At 50.9% G+C, this 16881-nt stretch carries 14 protein-coding genes; 10 read left to right on the forward strand and 4 right to left on the reverse strand.

Annotated features, from left to right (window positions below):
• Positions 1–2: 2 nt before the first annotated feature.
• The 3 genes from JJU14_RS05270 to JJU14_RS05280 are packed head-to-tail and all read left to right on the forward strand — an operon-like array spanning position 3 to position 3579.
• Complete coding sequence (locus JJU14_RS05270) at positions 3–2333, forward strand: EAL domain-containing protein (protein WP_228611545.1); 2331 nt, start codon at positions 3–5, stop codon at positions 2331–2333.
• Complete coding sequence (locus JJU14_RS05275) at positions 2330–3160, forward strand: DUF3034 family protein (RefSeq protein ID WP_228611546.1); 831 nt, start codon at positions 2330–2332, stop codon at positions 3158–3160. The genes JJU14_RS05270 and JJU14_RS05275 overlap by 4 nt, the downstream gene beginning before the upstream one ends.
• Entirely contained in the window at positions 3160–3579 is a 420-nt protein-coding gene (locus tag JJU14_RS05280; protein WP_228611547.1) for a group 1 truncated hemoglobin, read from the forward strand. The genes JJU14_RS05275 and JJU14_RS05280 overlap by 1 nt, the downstream gene beginning before the upstream one ends.
• A gap of 8 nt (positions 3580–3587) precedes the next feature.
• Here JJU14_RS05280 and JJU14_RS05285 read toward each other — a convergent pair whose 3' ends face one another.
• Entirely contained in the window at positions 3588–3815 is a 228-nt protein-coding gene (locus JJU14_RS05285; protein WP_228611548.1) for a DUF2798 domain-containing protein, read from the reverse strand.
• A 26-nt stretch (positions 3816–3841) separates the two neighbouring features.
• Entirely contained in the window at positions 3842–4753 is a 912-nt protein-coding gene (locus tag JJU14_RS05290) for a sensor domain-containing diguanylate cyclase (protein ID WP_228611549.1), read from the reverse strand.
• A gap of 103 nt (positions 4754–4856) precedes the next feature.
• Between JJU14_RS05290 and JJU14_RS05295 the strand changes: the two genes are divergently transcribed.
• Both JJU14_RS05295 and JJU14_RS05300 read left to right on the forward strand, forming a co-directional pair.
• Complete coding sequence (locus JJU14_RS05295) at positions 4857–5801, forward strand: D-2-hydroxyacid dehydrogenase (RefSeq protein WP_228611550.1); 945 nt, start codon at positions 4857–4859, stop codon at positions 5799–5801.
• 68 nt (positions 5802–5869) lie between these two features.
• The gene (locus JJU14_RS05300; RefSeq protein WP_228611551.1) at positions 5870–7888 is read left to right on the forward strand and encodes a hypothetical protein; all 2019 of its coding nucleotides are present in this window, start codon (positions 5870–5872) and stop codon (positions 7886–7888) included.
• 19 nt (positions 7889–7907) lie between these two features.
• Here JJU14_RS05300 and JJU14_RS05305 read toward each other — a convergent pair whose 3' ends face one another.
• Entirely contained in the window at positions 7908–8741 is an 834-nt protein-coding gene (locus JJU14_RS05305; protein ID WP_228611552.1) for a pseudouridine synthase, read from the reverse strand.
• Positions 8742–8825: 84 nt separating this feature from the next.
• On the opposite strand from JJU14_RS05305, the gene JJU14_RS05310 reads away from it, so the two are divergent.
• The gene (locus tag JJU14_RS05310; RefSeq protein WP_228611553.1) at positions 8826–9458 is read left to right on the forward strand and encodes a choice-of-anchor H family protein; all 633 of its coding nucleotides are present in this window, start codon (positions 8826–8828) and stop codon (positions 9456–9458) included.
• Positions 9459–9532: 74 nt separating this feature from the next.
• The gene (locus tag JJU14_RS05315) at positions 9533–10408 is read left to right on the forward strand and encodes a hypothetical protein (protein WP_228611554.1); all 876 of its coding nucleotides are present in this window, start codon (positions 9533–9535) and stop codon (positions 10406–10408) included.
• Here JJU14_RS05315 and JJU14_RS05320 read toward each other — a convergent pair.
• Entirely contained in the window at positions 10403–11788 is a 1386-nt protein-coding gene (locus JJU14_RS05320) for a PhoH family protein (protein ID WP_228611555.1), read from the reverse strand. The two genes, JJU14_RS05315 and JJU14_RS05320, sit on opposite strands and share 6 nt — an antisense overlap.
• A gap of 229 nt (positions 11789–12017) precedes the next feature.
• Here JJU14_RS05320 and rapA point away from each other — a divergent pair, with 229 nt between their 5' ends.
• The 3 genes from rapA (at position 12018) to JJU14_RS05335 (ending at position 16875) form a co-directional block, all read left to right on the forward strand.
• Entirely contained in the window at positions 12018–14927 is a 2910-nt protein-coding gene (gene rapA, locus JJU14_RS05325; RefSeq protein WP_228611556.1) for an RNA polymerase-associated protein RapA, read from the forward strand.
• 6 nt (positions 14928–14933) lie between these two features.
• Positions 14934–15584, forward strand: coding sequence for an RluA family pseudouridine synthase (locus JJU14_RS05330; RefSeq protein WP_228611557.1), 651 nt, complete (start codon positions 14934–14936; stop codon positions 15582–15584).
• Between the two features lie 220 nt (positions 15585–15804).
• Positions 15805–16875 (forward strand): OmpA family protein, encoded by a 1071-nt coding sequence (locus JJU14_RS05335; protein WP_228611558.1) that lies wholly within the window; start codon positions 15805–15807, stop codon positions 16873–16875.
• The last annotated feature ends 6 nt before the right edge of the window (positions 16876–16881 follow it).

Consider the following 16881-nt stretch of genomic DNA (forward strand, 5'->3'; position numbering starts at 1 on the left):
GCATGCTGAGCTCTTTACGACATCGCTTACTGCTGGTCATTATTTCCTTGCTTGGCCTGTTGGCACTGGCTACCGCACTGGCTAGCCTGACAGCGATGAAACAGGACAGTCAGCAGCAGGCTCGCCAGGTCTTGCAGCTTGGTGCCAATGTCTTTAGCCAGTTATTGCATGACCGCTCGATGCAACTTGGTCAGTCAGTTCAGGTACTGGCGGCTGACTTTGGTTTTCGCCAGGCGGTGGCTACCTCCGAATCTGCTACCATTCAGTCGGTACTGGAAAATCATGGCAGCCGGATTGACGCACAATTGGTCGTGCTGCTGAGTCCACAAGGCAGCTTACTGGCAAGTACCCGACAGGAACTGAGCGAAAACCAACTCCGCCCCTTGCTTCAGGCAGCGCAACAACCATCATCTAGCATGCATAGCACCATTTTACCTCTGGCCGAACAGGCCTACCAATTGGTGTTGGTGCCAGTACGAGCGCCCAATGTTATTGCCTGGGTAGGTATGGGCTTTGTGTTGGACGATGCCTTGGCCGAACAGCTCAAAGCCATCACAGGTTTGGACATCAGTTTTATACAGCACAGAGCTGGCCAAGACATTCGCTTACTCACCTCGACTCTGAACACTCAGAGTCTGTCGGACTTACTGCCTGAAAGCATCGTCTTAGCCGAATTAACCGATGAACCCTCTGCCAGTCAGGATCAGCGTTATCTGACGTTAAGCAGGCCCCTTGAACATGCCGAGCTTTGGGCTTTGTTGCATTTACCAAACAGCCGCTGGTTGCTGAACTACCAAAGCATGCGCAGCCAATTGCTTGGGATCTTCGGAATTGCCTTAACGATGGCCTTACTGGTGGCATTCTGGCTGGGCCGCAGCATTACCGAACCTTTGCAAAAGCTAACCAACTTTGCCAGGCAACTGGGGGAAGGCAAAGCTACCATCGCTTTACCTCAAGCCAGCGGTGAAGTCGGTGTGCTCAGTCAAACCCTCAGTCAGATGCAGCAGCGGCTGGCCGAACGGGAACGTTTACTCATTGAGCAAGCTGAGCAGGATGCACTTACCGGCCTTTATAACCGTAGTGCGGCCGAAAGCTGGCTAAAAGACTTTGCCCGTGAGCATGCTGGCGTCCTGCTACTGCTGAATATTCGCAGCTTCCGCCACATCAATGATGCCTTTGGCTTGGATACCGGTGATCAACTCTTGCAACTGCTGGCAAGCCGTATTCGACAACTGTCCCCCCCGCCTTTGTTTTGTGCCAGGGTCGGTGGCGATGAGTTCCTGTTGGTCTATGCCGAGTTACCAGACGAATTGACTCAGTTTGTCTCTCTTCTACAAACCCCTTATCAACTGCAACAAAGCAGCATCACTTTACAGCTGACGCTCGGCTATTATCGCTTTGCAGCGCACACTGCTGAGCCTGTGATGGTCAGCAACCTGCTACGCCGGGTCGATATCGCCAGTGCCAATGCCAAGCAACTAAGCGAAGGCATTGCAGGCTATCAGGCTGGTCAGGATGAACGCCACCTGCGCGAGCTGACCATTATTCAGGATCTCCCCTTGGCTCTGGCTGCGGACCAATTGAGCATTTGTTACCAACCTAAAGTATCGCTGCAGCAACAAAGCTGTCAGGCAGCAGAAGCCTTGATCCGCTGGCAACATCCCAGTCTGGGTTTTGTACCACCGGACGAGTTTATTCGTTTAGCCGAACATGCCGGCCTGATTCAGTTGGTCACTGACTGGATGCTTAGCCGGGTGATTCGTCAGGCGGCACTCTGGCAAACCAGTTTTCCAGGCTTAAAAGTGGCCGTGAACCTGTCACCAATGGATCTGATCGATGAGCAATTACCGGCACGTATCCAGCAATTACTAAACCAGGCCAAGGTATCGGCTAGGGTATTGGCATTGGAAGTCACCGAGGGGGCTGTGATGCAGGACCCGGAACGGGTCATTCGGATCCTGCGTCAGTTGGCTGAACTGAGTATCGAGCTGGCGATTGACGACTTTGGTACCGGCCACTCATCGCTGGCCTATCTGAAATTGCTGCCAGTGCATGAAGTAAAAATCGACCGGGCTTTTATCAAAGACATCGAGCACAATAACGACGATGAGCTGATTGTCGAGGCGGCCAGCCGCTTAGCCAAAGGCTTAGGCTTTCAGGTCACTGCCGAAGGACTGGAAAACCGCGAAGGTCTTGCCAAATTAATGACGCTGGGCTGTGATACCGTGCAAGGTTATTATTTCGCAAAGCCCATGGCTGCATTGGATTTTGAGCGCTGGCTGCAGCAGTTTCAACTAACAGCCGTCGATTATTTTAGCGAGGACAGCGCATGAACAATCTGATGATGTGTGTATTTTTTACTGTGCTGGCACTGCCGGTTCAGGCAGGCAGTCGAGTGCTGGCGACAGGTGGGGCCACCACCATTGAAGGCAGTGCCGGTGGTGGCATAGTGCCCTGGGCGGTGATAAACGGCTATGGCAGTGATGATGAGTGGAGTGTGCAGGCTTTTGGTAGCCGGGTTGGAGTCGATGACTTTACCCTGCACTCAGCAGGTGTGGGGCTAAGCTTCGATAATCGCTGGGAGCTGTCCTATGCCCGGCAACAATTTAAGCTCGATACCATTGGTGGTCAATTGCGGCAGGATATTGTAGGCGTCAAGTACCGTCTGGCTGGCCAGTTACTGTACACCTCCCTGCCTCAAATCAGTCTGGGCCTTCAGTACAAGCGCCATCTGGACTTTGAGTTGCCCTCCCTGGTCGGAGCCTATTCCCGTAGTGGCGTTGATCTGTACCTGGCGGCCAGCAAGGTCTGGCTGGATGCCATTGCTGGCCGTAACTTGCTGCTAAACGGCACCATCCGTGCCACTCAGGCCAACCAAACGGGTTTACTGGGCTTTGGCAACACAGACCAACAGCGTCATCAACTGATGTTTGAAGGCTCCGCAGCTCTGCTACTGACACATAACCTGGCCGTCGGCGTTGAGTTCCGCCAAAAACCCAATCGACTGGCATTTGCCGATGAGCAGCACTGGCGTGATGTTTTTGTCGCCTGGTTTGTTAACGCTAACCTGTCGGTAACAGCAGCCTATGTGGATTTAGGCGACATTGCTGGTTTGCCTTCACAACAAGGTTGGTATCTCTCTTTAGAAGGAAGCTGGTAATGAAGTCTCTGCTTATTTTACTGAGTATGGCCCTGCTACTGGTAGCCTGCAATCAGACACCTAAGCCTAACTTATATCAACAACTGGGCGAAGAAGCCGGCATCACTGCACTTACTGATCACCTGCTCCATCAGATTGAACATGACCCACTGATCGTCCACCATTTTCGCGATACTGATATTCCGCGCTTCCGGCGTTTATTGATTGAACAACTGTGTGAGCTCTCCGGTGGCCCTTGCGTATACAGCGGCGCCACCATGGAAGAAAGCCATACCGGCCTAAACCTGAACACCCGCGATTTTGACCGGCTGGTCAATCACCTGATCAGTGCAATGCAACAGCAAGGCATTCCCTATGGCGCACAAAACCAGTTGCTTGCCTTGCTGGCCCCGATGTACCCAGAAGTGATTGGCCGCTGAGCCCTTCTTTATGACTGACGGATCAGCTTAGCTGTAAGGCGCCGGCTAAGCGGGGCAAAAATCAGCACCAGTGGAAATGCACAAGCATGAGCCACCAGATAAGCTTTCAGCCAGCTCAGTAAAAAGCCACTGAACCAACCAAGATTCAGCAGGGTCAGTATGCCTGACATCAAAAAAGCCATAAAACCGGACATGATAAAAGCAAACACCAGCGGCTGAAATTTCGTGGGCAACATAAGCAATACCTGATACAAAAACGGCATTATAGCGCAGAAGAATTGGCAACTACACAGCAGTTTCTACCCGAAGCCTTGGCTTGATACAAAGCCTTGTCGGCATGCTGCATTAACTCGGTCAGGCTTTGCCTGGGTTGCAGCTCTGCTACCCCTATGGATAACTGCAAGGCTAAGGTTTTATTGCGGTAACGTATCGGGTGAAGCTCCAGCTGCTGCTGAATACGCTCAGCGACTTGCACCGCCTCCTTAGCCGGAATATCAGCCAGCAAAATGACAAACTCCTCACCACCGTAACGGGCAAAAAGATCATAGTCTCGCAGCTGCGACTGAATATGCTGACAGATAAACTGCAACGCTTTATCACCAGCCAAATGGCCATGAGCATCATTCAATTGTTTGAAATGATCGATATCCAACATCAGCAAGCTACAAGCTGCACCGGTTCGCTGCTGATGTTTGAGCACCTTGACAGCTTGCTGCATAAAATAGCGGCGGTTGGCAATGCCAGTAAGAACATCGGTGTTGGCCTGGCTTCTCAGCAGCTGCTCTGCTTGTTGCAGTGCAAACTGCAAGCGCTTTTGCTCCGTGATGTCTTTGGCATGCAATAAGATGGCTCCCTCCGCATTGCATTGTTCTGACATCAAATACCAATGTCCATGGACTGTATCGGCTTCAAAAATTCGAAAGGGAACACTACGCCGGCGTTGTGCGGCATAGAGCAACCAATCATCCAGATCGGTTGCTTCAATATTTAAACCTAATTGTTGCCGGTGGCAGTGGCGAATAATCTGCTCAAAACTCATGCCTATAAGCTGCTCCAACTCAATGGCAAAAATCTCCCCCAGTGCTGGATTGGCGAATACCAGCTGATCCTTGGCATCAAAAATGCCGTAGCCATCGCCACTGACATAGAGGAAATCAACAAGGGCTTTATGCATTGGGGCCGCCGTTTTTGCATAAAAAACACAGACTACTTCAATACTAGCTTACGTCATGCAAAGCAGTTAGGATCAGGCCATACCAAAATTTCTTAAGGCACTTATGACCTTCACGGCTGCTTTTCTAGATGCAGGCTCAGTTGGCAAAGCAGTGTTAAGCCCTTTGCAACAGTTGCCGATTCAATTGAAGTTGTATCCCAGCACTGGTCCAGAACACGTGCTTACCCGATTGCAAGGTTGTCAAATAGCCATTGTTAATAAGGTAGTACTGGACGAAACCACCCTGCGACAACTGCCAGAGCTGCGTTACATAGCTGTCACCGCGACAGGCACCAACAATATTGACTTGACTGCCGCGGCCGCCGCTGGCATCAGAGTAGAAAACGTGGAAGACTATGCCAGCGCTGCGGTTGCCCAACATGTTTTTGCCTTATTGCTGTACTTTAGCAACCATTGCCAAGCCTATCAGCAGAGCGTGCAGCGAGGAGATTGGAGCAAAAGCCCACATTTCTGCTTACTGGATCATCCGATGCAGGAATTAGCAGGACAAACCATGACCATTCTGGGCTACGGCACACTCGGTCAAGCCACAGCAAAGCTGGCTCAAGCTTTTGGTATGCACATTTGCATTGCCGAACGGCCAGAGAGCACCAGCTGCCGTCCAGGGCGAACGCCCTTTAAGCAAGCACTAGAACAAGCCGACGTGCTGTCGTTGCACTGCCCACTTACCGTTAATAATCATCATTTGATTGGTGCCGAACAACTGGCCTGGTTAAAGCCAACAGCCATCCTGATCAATACCGCCCGGGGCGGCCTGGTAGATCCTGCGGCCTTGCTAAGTGCCCTGCAGCAAAATAAGCTGCAGGCTGCAGCACTCGATGTGCTGGAACAAGAGCCACCTGCCAGTGATCATCCGCTATTGCAACAACCTCATCCCAGGTTGCTGATCACCCCCCATGTAGCCTGGGCAACCCAGGCTGCACGCAATCGGCTGATCGCCAAAACTGCAAACCAACTTGGCCATTGGCTAAAGCAAGAAGCCGGATAAAGCTGTACAGCCCCCCAAAACTGAAGCACAATGACCCTAATAAATTTATGACACCTGCTTGATTCTTTATGCATGCTGCTTTTATCCTGCTGCTGTTATTTTTCCTGAGTATTGGCCCTGCTTTTAGCGCAGCGCCCGAATTCAGATCCACTCTGATCCGTCAGGATCCGGAGCGTTTCCTTGAACAGGCCATGCAACAACCGGCACACGGCTCCAGCAGCTACTGGCTTGAGCTTGCCTATGCTCAGATGCTGCTAAATCAAAAGGAAAGTGCCTTGCTCAACATTGAGCAAGCCATTGAACTGGCAGTTCTGTTGGATGACCATCCGCGATATCAGGCCCAGCTGTATCATATCAAAGCTCAAATCTACGGCCGTTTATATCGCAATACCGAACTCGGTATCGAGGCTTTACTGCAAGCCGTGCAATGGCTTGAGCCCTTGCAGGATGAGCCGGCGCGTAAAGAAAAAAACGAGTTGTATGAAAGCTTGGCACAGGCACACCTGCAGAACAGCGATTACCCACAAGCCATCTACTATGCTGAAAAAAGTCTGGCCGAAGCCTTATTACCGCAACAAGAGTTAAATGCTCATTTTTTGTTGGGGCGTTTGCATCTGCAAATGAACCGGATCAATCAGGCTTTTGCCCATCTCCAATCCACTCTGGAACTTGCTACCCAACTGGAAGCCTTTCATGCCTACCCATTGGTCCAGTTACGTTATGGTATGGGCTACCAAAAAATGGGGCTGCCCGAACTAGCACTGCAAGCTTTCATGCAAGCAAAAGAAGGCTTTGCCAACCATCAGCACGAGCGCGGTTACATCAACAGCCTTTTACGGGTAGTGAGTGTCCAGCTGGACCAAAACTGGCTGGATGAATACACCTACGCCTATCTGCAAGAAGCGCTGCAATCCAGTCACCAGCATGGTGATGCTTACAGCATAGCGGAGAGTAAATTTTACCTTGGGCAATGGTATCTGCTGCATCAAGATCAAACTCTAGCCAACGACTATTTTGAGCAAGCGATCACTATTGCCGTTCAAATCAACAACCGTGACTTATTGAACAGAGTGCAACTGACGCTGGCAGAAAGTCTGGTCCAGCAACAGGAGTTTGAGCGTGCGGAGCAGCTGTTTCAGCAACTGGCTATTCAGCCAGAGGATCACAACCAAGCCTTATTTTTGCGCTACCGGTATGCTGAATTAGCTGCTGATTTAGCGGCTTGGAAACACGAATGGCAGCAAGCTTTCCAATACAGCCAACTGGCACGCGCTCTACGCTTTGATGATTTGCATGAACAGTACAATCTAAAACTGGACTATTTGCATCAGAGTATCCCAGTTCCTTCAATCACAAGCTCTCATCCAGCCACTCCTTCCCTCTACTGGCTGATAACCACTTTATCTTTCTTGCTCCTTCTCGGGGGAGCAATCAGCTGGATAGCATTGCAGCGACGTCGTCAGCAAGCCACGCCGAATCAGCTGATTTTCTCCAGACAATGGATCCAGTTTAGTGAGAAACTTGCTGCTGAGCAGCGGCAAAAGCAACCATTGCAGTTGATGGCCGTAACGTTACGAGGCTGTCAGCAGTATAAGCAGCGCCATGGTGAGGTCCAGCTGCGCCGGGCCTTGGTCAGCTTGCTGCAAAGTCTTAATTTACCTGAAATTATTCAGGTGACCATTCACAGTGATGTGCTTTGGTTGGGTCTGAACTGCCAGGATGATAAACTAGCAGCACTGGAACAAAAAGTGCTGTTGCATTTGGGACAGCAACGTAAAGCTTTAACACCCACCCCTCAGTTACAAACCCTGGTGTTGCCTTTGCAGGCATTGTTGGGCCAACAATTCAAAGCACAGCACCTGCAGGCACTGCGTGAAGCAGTTTGGTTGAGCTGGTACCTGGCAGAACAGCTCAACCCGAGTGATGATAACCTTTATTTGCAACTCAAAGTGCTGGAGCAGCGCCCTTGTGAGTGGATGGCAGAAAACATTCGGCAGGATTTACTCAATGCGTTGCAACTGGGCAGTATTGAGCTCTGGCAGCAACAACGCTTGCTCAATACCAGCATCAAAGAGCTGCTGGACTGACAAACATCTGGTCCTGACACTAATCGTGAAACAAACGCATCGGCTCTGGTAAGCTGATGGCTTTCGTCGTTTTATCTCGTGGACACTGCCACGACAACTCTACAGCTTGCAACGCTAAAGTATTTGCCGCCGAAGTGCTATTTCCGTAGCGGGGATCGCCCATCACCGGGTGACCGACAGCAGCAAAGTGACGGCGGATCTGATGTTTCCGACCGGTTTGTAAGTCGACTTCCAGCCAACTCACACCACTCTCGAGCTGTTTGCAAACGTTAAAACGCGTAACGCATGCTTTGCCATCCAGTGCCAGCCTTATCTCCCCGGTATTTTTCTGAGCATCCGATAACCACCCTTGCACCGCCACATGGTATAGCTTCTTGACCTGCCCCAGTTGAAATTGTTGACTCAGGCTGGCTGCAACCTTGCCATCATGCGCCAGCAACAACAAACCACTGGCTTCCCGGTCCAGCCGATGCACCAGAAATACCGGACGCTTTGTTTGCAGCTCGGCCTGGCGCAGTAACGACAAATGATCGCCCCACAAACTTCCCTGTGACAAGACGCCTGCGGGCTTCCACCAGACAGAGTAGGAACGCTGATCCAACAGCAACTGGCTATTTTCCGCTGAGCGTTGCAGGATATCCGCATCGTAATGCAGCGCCAGTGTTTGCCCAGGCTGCACTTCAGCTTGCGCCCGACGCAGCCTTTTTTGTTTTTTACCCTGCTGCAACCAGACCGCGCCTTTTAGCATGGCATCTTTCAACCTGCCCTTCGATAACTCAGGCAACTGCTCAGCTAAAAACTGGATCGCCACAACTTTCTCGTCAATCAGCCAACTACGGCTTAGCTTGGTCACCTTAATTCCTTATAGTTCAGCAGGGATTCATGCCCTTCACTCTATACCTTGTATTGTACGCAAGTGTGAAAGGAAGGAATAGCCATGAAATTGCTACTAAGTGTCTTGCTGTTTTTCTCCACGGTTAGCCTAAGTGCTGAGCAGCCCATCAGTACCACTACAGAGCAACGTGGCTCTGAACAATCAGAAGCCATGAGTGATGCATCCGAGCGGGTCAGTGCACAAAGTTACAGTACCGATGTTTGGTTTCACCGCCTTGAGCTGGAGCTAAGTGGCGATATCAACAACAACGGCTTTTATCATCAGCTGTATCTGAAGTTTGATGCAGACACCAATCGCTCCAGCCAGCCCGTTTGGGCTGAGTTTAGCTTGCAACGCCCTGGCCGGGCCGAGCAACTCTTTCATATCAGTTCGATTTTCACTTTATACCGTCAAAGCCGTAATGACTGGTTTGCCATCGATACCACCCTGGAAGAGAGCTATCCAACCGACTATTACGACCTGATTATTCGTCTTTATGATGCCAATAGCGGCTGGTTAGTGGCAGAAATATCCGGCTATGACGAGCTGATTCTGGCTGACTTGCCGCTGGAAGATTACCGACGCGATCAGCAAGTACTGACGGTGGTGGAAAGCTATGGGGGAAGCCTTGGTATTTTTGCCCTGTTCGGGCTAAGCTTACTGCTCTGGCGGCAACAAATTACAAGGTGCAAGTGAGCCGAACTCTAGCGCTTTCTCTCAGTTTTTGGTTGCTGGTTTGCCTTGCTCCATCGGGAACAGTAGCAGCCAGCATGCAACTGCAACGTAGCAGCTCTCAGGATGGCGAGTTGCAGTTCCACTATCGCTGGCAACAGCAGGGTCAGACGGTTGACTTCTCATTTCAACTGCCAGAGCAAAGTGTGCAACAGCATCTGAGTAGCTTTCGCCGTTACTCACCCCAATTGGCCAATACCTTGATGCGCCAGGCACTGCAACAAGAGCTAGGCAGACGTAACACAGCAGGTATGCAGGTGGAGTTGCCTCCAACAGGCTCCCCTTTCCCTCTAAAGGTCAAAGCACGCCGAGCTGCTGATGCACGCGAACTTCAGCAACAACTAACAGCTCAGCTGCAACAAGCCAGACAAGATTACCTGCACCAGATTTATCATACCGAACTGAGGCTCCAACCCAATCGGCAGGTGATTATGGTGGATCATCAACGCATTCTGGCCGACAGCCTGCAAGACTTACTACCTGTCGCTGCCGCACTGCAACAAAAGTTTCCTTACACCACCACCCGCGAAATCAGTCAGTTTCTGCTAGACTGGCTGCAGCGCATTCCTTATCAATCACTCAATGAGCGCAGTCAAAGTTCTGCTGCTGGCTTCTTACCCCCGCTGCAACTGATCCAGCAACACCGGGGCGACTGTGACAGTAAAGTGGTGCTGATGGCTGCCCTTCTCCGCTTGCTGTTGCCTGATGTCCCCCTAGTGATTGTTTACTTACCTAACCACGCAGTGCTCGGCATCGGTATGCAAAGCCAAAGCAGTGATCAGCAGCTGCGTCTGGATGGACAAAACTTTGTGCTGGCCGACCCAACTGGGCCGGCCTTGCAACCGGTTGGTGAAATTACAGCACGCTATCAACTGTATCTGCAACCGGGTATCGCCAACTACCGCAGACTATAGATTCTCTTCAGCAAAGGATGCTAAGCGGCTTCGTACCACTCCATTCAAATTAATGGTGGCACTACCTGGGAAGTTCTTAAAACGCTCCACAATATAGGTTAAGCCCGAGGTGACAGCCGTCAAATAATTGCTGTCGATCTGGCTGAGGTTGCCCGAGCAAATCAACTTGGTGCCTTCGCCACAGCGGGTAATAATGGTTTTTAACTGGGCCGCACTTAAGTTCTGACATTCATCCAAAATAACTATGGCATTCTGAATACTACGACCGCGCATAAAGTTGACGGATTTAAACTGGATATTGGCTTTATCCATAATGTAACCCACACTGGCATGAGGATGCTCGTCGGTTTTATGCAGTACTTCCAGCGAATCGGTAATAGCCGCCAACCAAGGTGCCATTTTCTCTTCTTCAGTACCGGGTAAAAAGCCTATAGATTCAGCAATTTCCGGCGTATTTCGCGTAACGATGACTTTATCGTACACGCCCTTTTCTATCACCAGCTCCAGGGCTGCGGCCAGCGCAATCAAGGTTTTGCCACAACCCGCAGGGCCTGTCAGGATCACCAAATCCATGTTGGGATCGAGCAAAGCTTCCAGCGCCATCGCCTGATAAATATTTTTTGGGGTTATGCCCCAGGCATGACGGTGCATCATGCGCTCATACCCTAGATCTCGTACCCGGATTTGTTGCTCATTGATGGCAACCACCTGACCGGCGAAAGACTCGGCTTCATCAATCAAAAACTCATTGATGTAAGCATCTGGCAGCAACTTACGCTCCAGCAAATGCAAAATATCCCGGTCTTTTTGTTCGGTTTGACATTCTTTTACCTGACTCCAGAACTCGCCAGGAAACCGGTAATAGCCTTTATAAAGAAAGCGCACATCGTCTATCAACTGATCGGTGCGGTAATCCTCCACCAGCTTCAAGCCTGCACCTTTGGCTTTCAGTCGCATATTGATGTCTTTGGTAACCAGAATCACTTTTTGCGGGCTGCGCTCACGCTGTAAATACAAGGCAGTATTGATGATCAAGTGATCATTTTCTCCACCTGGCAAGCCCGGTAACTCATCTTTGAGGTGATGATCATTGATGATGGTCAGGTGACCCGAGACCTTCTGCTCACCATGCAGTGGTAAAGCTACCCCATGCAACATTTGCTCTGGGCTCGCATCGCGCAATACATCCTCCAGCGCTCGTATCGCCACCCGGGCATCCCGGCTAACATCTTTGTTGCGGTCTTTAATATGATCCAGCTCTTCCAGCACCGTCATCGGAATAACGACATCGTGCTCCTGAAAGTTTAAAAATGCGAAGGGCTCGTGAAGAAGTATATTAGTATCAAGTACATATATTTTTTTACTTCGTTTTCTCGCCATGAATATCTCCTTGAGGGCGCAGAGGGCAGCTAGCAAGCTTCCTATTAAGGATAGTGGAAGCTGTCGGGGACGCTGGCAATTTTCAATTCAACCGCACAAAAAATCAGCAAACAGTGCATGACAAGCCTAAGACACCCTCATGACCAAATAATGACACCGATGGATTTCAGGATGCAGAACAACCGATTTCGCTGTACCATAGCGCCCCCTGCTCGTTACTGGATACATCATGTCGTTTGCTTTAGGTCAGCGCTGGATTAGCGAAAGTGAATCCGATTTAGGTTTAGGCGCAGTGGTCGCATTGGATGACCGCTCAGTCACCATCTTGTTTCCTGCTAGTGGTGAGCAACGTTGCTACGCCAGACAGCAGGCTCCATTGTCCCGTATTCGCTTCCTGCCAGGCGACCGGGTACGAAGCGCCGAAGGCTTTGAGCTGGTCATCAGCCATGTCGAAGAGGTTACTGAGACACTGGTGTATCATGGCAGCCGCGTTGATACCCAAGAAAGCATCCAACTGCGTGAAATCCTGCTCGATCACTTTCTGAGCTTTAGTCAGCCACAAGACCGCATGTATGCCGGCCAAATCGACCGGCTGGAAACCTTTAGTTTGCGTTATCAAAGCCAGCAACAGCTGCACCGCCTGCAACAAGATCCATTACGGGGGCTGTCCGGTGCGCGTATTAGCTTGATCCCGCATCAGCTCTTCATTGCGGAGGAAGTCGCCAAACGACACGCACCCAGAGTAATGCTGGCCGATGAGGTCGGGCTTGGCAAAACCATTGAGGCTGGCCTGATCCTGCATCAACAGTTGATAAGTGGCCTGGCCCAGCGAGCGCTGATTCTGGTACCTGAGTCCCTGCAACATCAATGGTTGGTCGAAATGTTGCGCCGTTTTAATCTGACGGTGGCCATCTTTGATCAGGAGCGTTGCGAACAAAGCGCCATCGATCAACAAAATCCGTTTGAAACAGCGCAAATCGTTTTATGCAGCCTGGAGTTTTTGAGTAATGCGCCCGAATGGCTGGCGCAAGCTGTTGCCGCCCCCTGGGATTTGTTGGTGGTCGACGAGGCGCATCATCTCAGTTGGGATGCTGAAACCCCAAGCCTGGCTTATCAATGCGTTGCCAAGCTTGCGGCGCAAATCCCGGGGGTGATCCTGTTGACCGCAACCCCGGATCAATTAGGCCATCGCAGCCACTTTGCCCGCTTACAGCTGCTCGATGCCGATCGTTTTTACGATTATCAGGCGTTTTTAGAGCAAGAAACTCACTTCCAGCAAGTTGCCGCTCTGGCTGATCAGCTACTGCATCAAGAACCACTCTTAGCAGAGACAGCAGACGCCCTGCAGCAGTTGTTGCAGGATCCAGCCTTGTTGCTGGTATTGCAGCAATTGCAACAAACAACGCGAAACAAGGCAGAGCGCGAACAACTGCAACAGCAAGTCCTGCAACCCTTGCTGGATCGCCATGGTACTGGCCGTATCCTGTTTCGTAACAGCCGTCGAACCATTGCGGGCTTCCCAAAGCGCATCCCCCATTTTATCGGCTTGGATATGCCCACAGCCTATCGGCAAAGTGCTGAGCAACTGCAGCATGAAGCAACTGAGCCTGCCGAGCTACAAGCGTTACTGACCCCAGAGCGCCTGTACAGTCAGCAGGTTGCAACCATCGCCTGGCAAGAGCTGGATCCGCGCATTGACGCCCTGATCCAACTCTTAAAACAATACAAAACGGAAAAGTTCTTGCTGATCTGTGCCCATGCCGAAACCGCCATGGAACTGGACAAAGCATTAATGCAGCGTGAAGGCATTCGTGCTGCAGTGTTTCATGAGCGTATGAGCATTCTGGAGCGGGATAAAGCAGCAGCCTATTTTGCTCAGCAAGACTACAGTGCGCAAATTTTGCTCTGCTCAGAAATAGGCAGTGAAGGCCGTAATTTCCAGTTTGCGCACCATTTGGTATTATTTGATTTGCCACTGAATCCAGATTTGCTGGAACAACGCATAGGCCGGCTCGATCGGATTGGCCAGCAGCAGGATATCCAGCTGCACATTCTGTATTTCAAACAATCGGCTCAGGATTACCAACAACAATGGTACCACCAGGTACTCAATGCCTTTGCGCACACCTGCCAGACAGGTGCTGCTGTGTTTCAGCAAACAGCCAGCTTATTCTGGTCGCTGCTGCAAACTCCCGGCTGGCAACCTGAACAACTGGCGCAGTGGCTGAGTCAAAGCGCTGAGCTGCAACAACAGCTGCAACAGCAACTCGAACAGGGCCGTGATCAATTGCTGGAACTGAACTCATCGGGTGGCGCACAGGCCAATGCGCTTAGTCAGCAATTAGCAGCGCTGGATAATCAGCCCGATTTGGCACTGTTTATGTGCCAAAGCTGGGATCAGTTGGGTGTGCAACAAGAAGAACGCTCCGATACCTGCCTGATCCTTAAACCATCCGAACAACTGGAAGATAGTTATTGCCCTGGGCTGCACGAAGATGGTGTGAGTATTACCTTCGATCGCAGCACGGCTTTAGCTCAAGAGGACATTCAATTTTTAAGCTGGGACCACCCGATAGTACTGAGCACACTCGATTACCTGACGGAACAGCAACGAGGCAATAACAGCGTTGCCCTGTTGCACAATCCAGCGCTTCCCGCCGGCAGTTGGTTCCTGGAGTTAATTTATCTGGTTGAAGCCAGCGCACCAGCCAAGCTCCAGTTAGGTCGGTACCTGCCAGTCACACCAATCCGCTTGCTGATGGATCCCCAAGGGAGGGATCTGGCAAAAGCAGTCTCCTTTGCGCAACTGGAAAAACAACTGGCCCCCCTTGCCAGGCAAGGGGCGGCAAAAGTGGTCAAAGCACTGCGTAAACAACTGGATATCACTCTGGCACAGGCCGAACAGCTGGCACTGCAACAACTGCCAGCCATTCAGCAGCAAGCCCAGCACAGCATGCAACACGCCTTGGGTGGAGAGGCTGAGCGCTTACAGCAACTTCGTCAAGTGAACCCTGCGGTGCGCCAGGAAGAAATTGCTTATTTACAACAACAACAAACGGACCTAAGCAATTACATTGCCAAAGCCCGCCTCAAGCTGGATGCCATCCGCTTGGTTGTAGTCAGTCATGACAGGCCTTAAGCCAAAATGTTGATTGATTACCGGCCACCCCTTCAGCCTTATCTGGATATTCAATACCAGGATGAGGATATTCTGGTATTGAATAAACCGAGCGGCTTGTTATCGGTACCCGGTAAAGCACCAGAGCATCAGGATAGTCTAAGCTGGCGAGTGCAACGGGTTTTCCCGACAGCCCGGGTGGTCCATCGGTTGGATATGGCAACCTCGGGTTTAGTGGTGATGGCCATGCACTTGCAAAGCCAACGGCATTTGAACCGTCAGTTTGCCGAACGACAAGTGCAAAAACGCTATATTGCCTGGTTGGAAGGCCAATTAACCATCCAGACAGGTACCATCGAAGTTCCCCTTATTTGCGATTGGCCCAAACGCCCGCAACAAAAAGTTTGCTTTTTACATGGCAAGCCGGCTTGCACACACTTTCGGCTTCTGGCCCATAGCGATGCAGCAAGCAAGGTGGCACTCATCCCGGTGACCGGCCGCTCGCACCAACTGCGGGTGCATATGCAGTGGCTTGGACATCCCATTGTTGGTGATAAATTTTACAGCAAACAATCTGCGCCTTCTGCGCAGCGACTCCTGTTGCATGCAGAGTCACTGGGGTTTCATCATCCGGTTCACGGCAACTGGCTTCAGTTCCATAGCGACTGCGTATTTTAACTGAATATGCCCACAGAAATCGTAATGCCAAAACCATAAAAAACTGCTACACTTAGCGCATTTTGTTAACCTGGGGTTCAGCTTCCCTGCTTAAGATAGCTGTGACTATCAGAAACTGTTGTTTTTCAGCATTTGCCTGCTTTATTTACGGGATTGGTTTGTTAAGTAATCAATTTCCCTATAAAATTGGCAAGTAAGACTTCACCTAAAGGAGAAATGGATGAAACGTAAAATTTGTTCAGTAGCTGTAGCTGTTGCTTTGCCAATGATGGCCGGCACTGCTTATGCTAACACCCCATCAGCCGCAGAGCTGCAAGAGCGTATGTTTGGTTCTGTGTTTGCAGAATACTACATGCCAGATCGCAAAAAAACTCGCAATGTTGAGTTCGATTACCTGACCCGTGGACCTGGTGTAGGTCTGGAGCTGGGTTACCGCTTTGATGACAACTGGGCAGTTCGTGCCGATTACGCCCGCCAGCGTCTGAAAAACAAGTTAACTGGTGATCGTATTACTGGCAACCGCTTTGGTGTTGATGCTATGTACCATTTAAACGATAGCAACATTTACCTGGTTGCTGGTTTAAACCGTCATACCATTGACAAAACCAACTCTGCAAACGTTGGTATTGGTTACCGCGCTTTCCTGAATGAAAATGTGGCTTTCTTTGCAGAAGCCAACCGTTACCAAGGTCTGAATAAAGGCACTTGGGCGGATGCAGGTATCAAAGCAGGTTTGACCTATGTGTTCGGTAGCTCTTCTGCTGCAGCACCAGCACCTGCTCCGGCACCAGCTCCAGCTCAGCCAGCAGTGGTTGATTCTGATGGTGACGGCGTACCAGATCATTTGGATCAGTGCCCGAACACTCCACGCGGCCACAAAGTAGATGAGCGTGGTTGTACTGTGTATCAGGAAGTTGAGCAACGTGTTGGCAGCGCAGAAATCCGTGTTCTGTTTGCATTCGACTCTGCTGAAGTATCCCGCGAGCAACGTGCAGATGTTGCCCGTCTGGCTGACTACCTGAAACGTTACCCAACAGCCACTGTTGAAATCGAAGGCCATGCTTCACGTATTGGTGCCGCCGATTACAACCAGCGCCTGTCTGAGCGTCGTGCAAAAGCAGTTGCTGATCTGTTGGTCAACACCCATGGTATTGAGCGTTCACGCATCAGCACTGTCGGTTACGGCTTCAGCCGTCCGCGGATGGAAGGTGCAACCCGTGAAGCGCATCGTGCTAACCAGCGTATCGAAGCTCTGGTTACTGCCCGTATTAAAGAGCCTGTAATGCGTTAATCGCTG

The sequence above is a fragment of the Alkalimonas sp. genome (assembly GCF_020831925.1).
Classification (GTDB): domain Bacteria; phylum Pseudomonadota; class Gammaproteobacteria; order Enterobacterales; family Alteromonadaceae; genus Alkalimonas.

What these genes read in the sequence shown, in the direction of transcription:
- JJU14_RS05270 (WP_228611545.1), top strand. Translation starts at nt 3, where the DNA reads ATGCTGAGCTCTTTACGACATCGCTTACTGCTGGTCATTATTTCCTTG.
- JJU14_RS05275 (WP_228611546.1), top strand. Translation starts at nt 2,330, where the DNA reads ATGAACAATCTGATGATGTGTGTATTTTTTACTGTGCTGGCACTGCCG.
- JJU14_RS05280 (WP_228611547.1), top strand. Translation starts at nt 3,160, where the DNA reads ATGAAGTCTCTGCTTATTTTACTGAGTATGGCCCTGCTACTGGTAGCC.
- JJU14_RS05285 (WP_228611548.1), bottom strand. Translation starts at nt 3,815, where the DNA reads ATGTTGCCCACGAAATTTCAGCCGCTGGTGTTTGCTTTTATCATGTCC.
- JJU14_RS05290 (WP_228611549.1), bottom strand. Translation starts at nt 4,753, where the DNA reads ATGCATAAAGCCCTTGTTGATTTCCTCTATGTCAGTGGCGATGGCTAC.
- JJU14_RS05295 (WP_228611550.1), top strand. Translation starts at nt 4,857, where the DNA reads ATGACCTTCACGGCTGCTTTTCTAGATGCAGGCTCAGTTGGCAAAGCA.
- JJU14_RS05300 (WP_228611551.1), top strand. Translation starts at nt 5,870, where the DNA reads ATGCATGCTGCTTTTATCCTGCTGCTGTTATTTTTCCTGAGTATTGGC.
- JJU14_RS05310 (WP_228611553.1), top strand. Translation starts at nt 8,826, where the DNA reads ATGAAATTGCTACTAAGTGTCTTGCTGTTTTTCTCCACGGTTAGCCTA.
- JJU14_RS05315 (WP_228611554.1), top strand. Translation starts at nt 9,533, where the DNA reads ATGCAACTGCAACGTAGCAGCTCTCAGGATGGCGAGTTGCAGTTCCAC.
- JJU14_RS05320 (WP_228611555.1), bottom strand. Translation starts at nt 11,788, where the DNA reads ATGGCGAGAAAACGAAGTAAAAAAATATATGTACTTGATACTAATATA.
- rapA (WP_228611556.1), top strand. Translation starts at nt 12,018, where the DNA reads ATGTCGTTTGCTTTAGGTCAGCGCTGGATTAGCGAAAGTGAATCCGAT.
- JJU14_RS05330 (WP_228611557.1), top strand. Translation starts at nt 14,934, where the DNA reads ATGTTGATTGATTACCGGCCACCCCTTCAGCCTTATCTGGATATTCAA.
- JJU14_RS05335 (WP_228611558.1), top strand. Translation starts at nt 15,805, where the DNA reads ATGAAACGTAAAATTTGTTCAGTAGCTGTAGCTGTTGCTTTGCCAATG.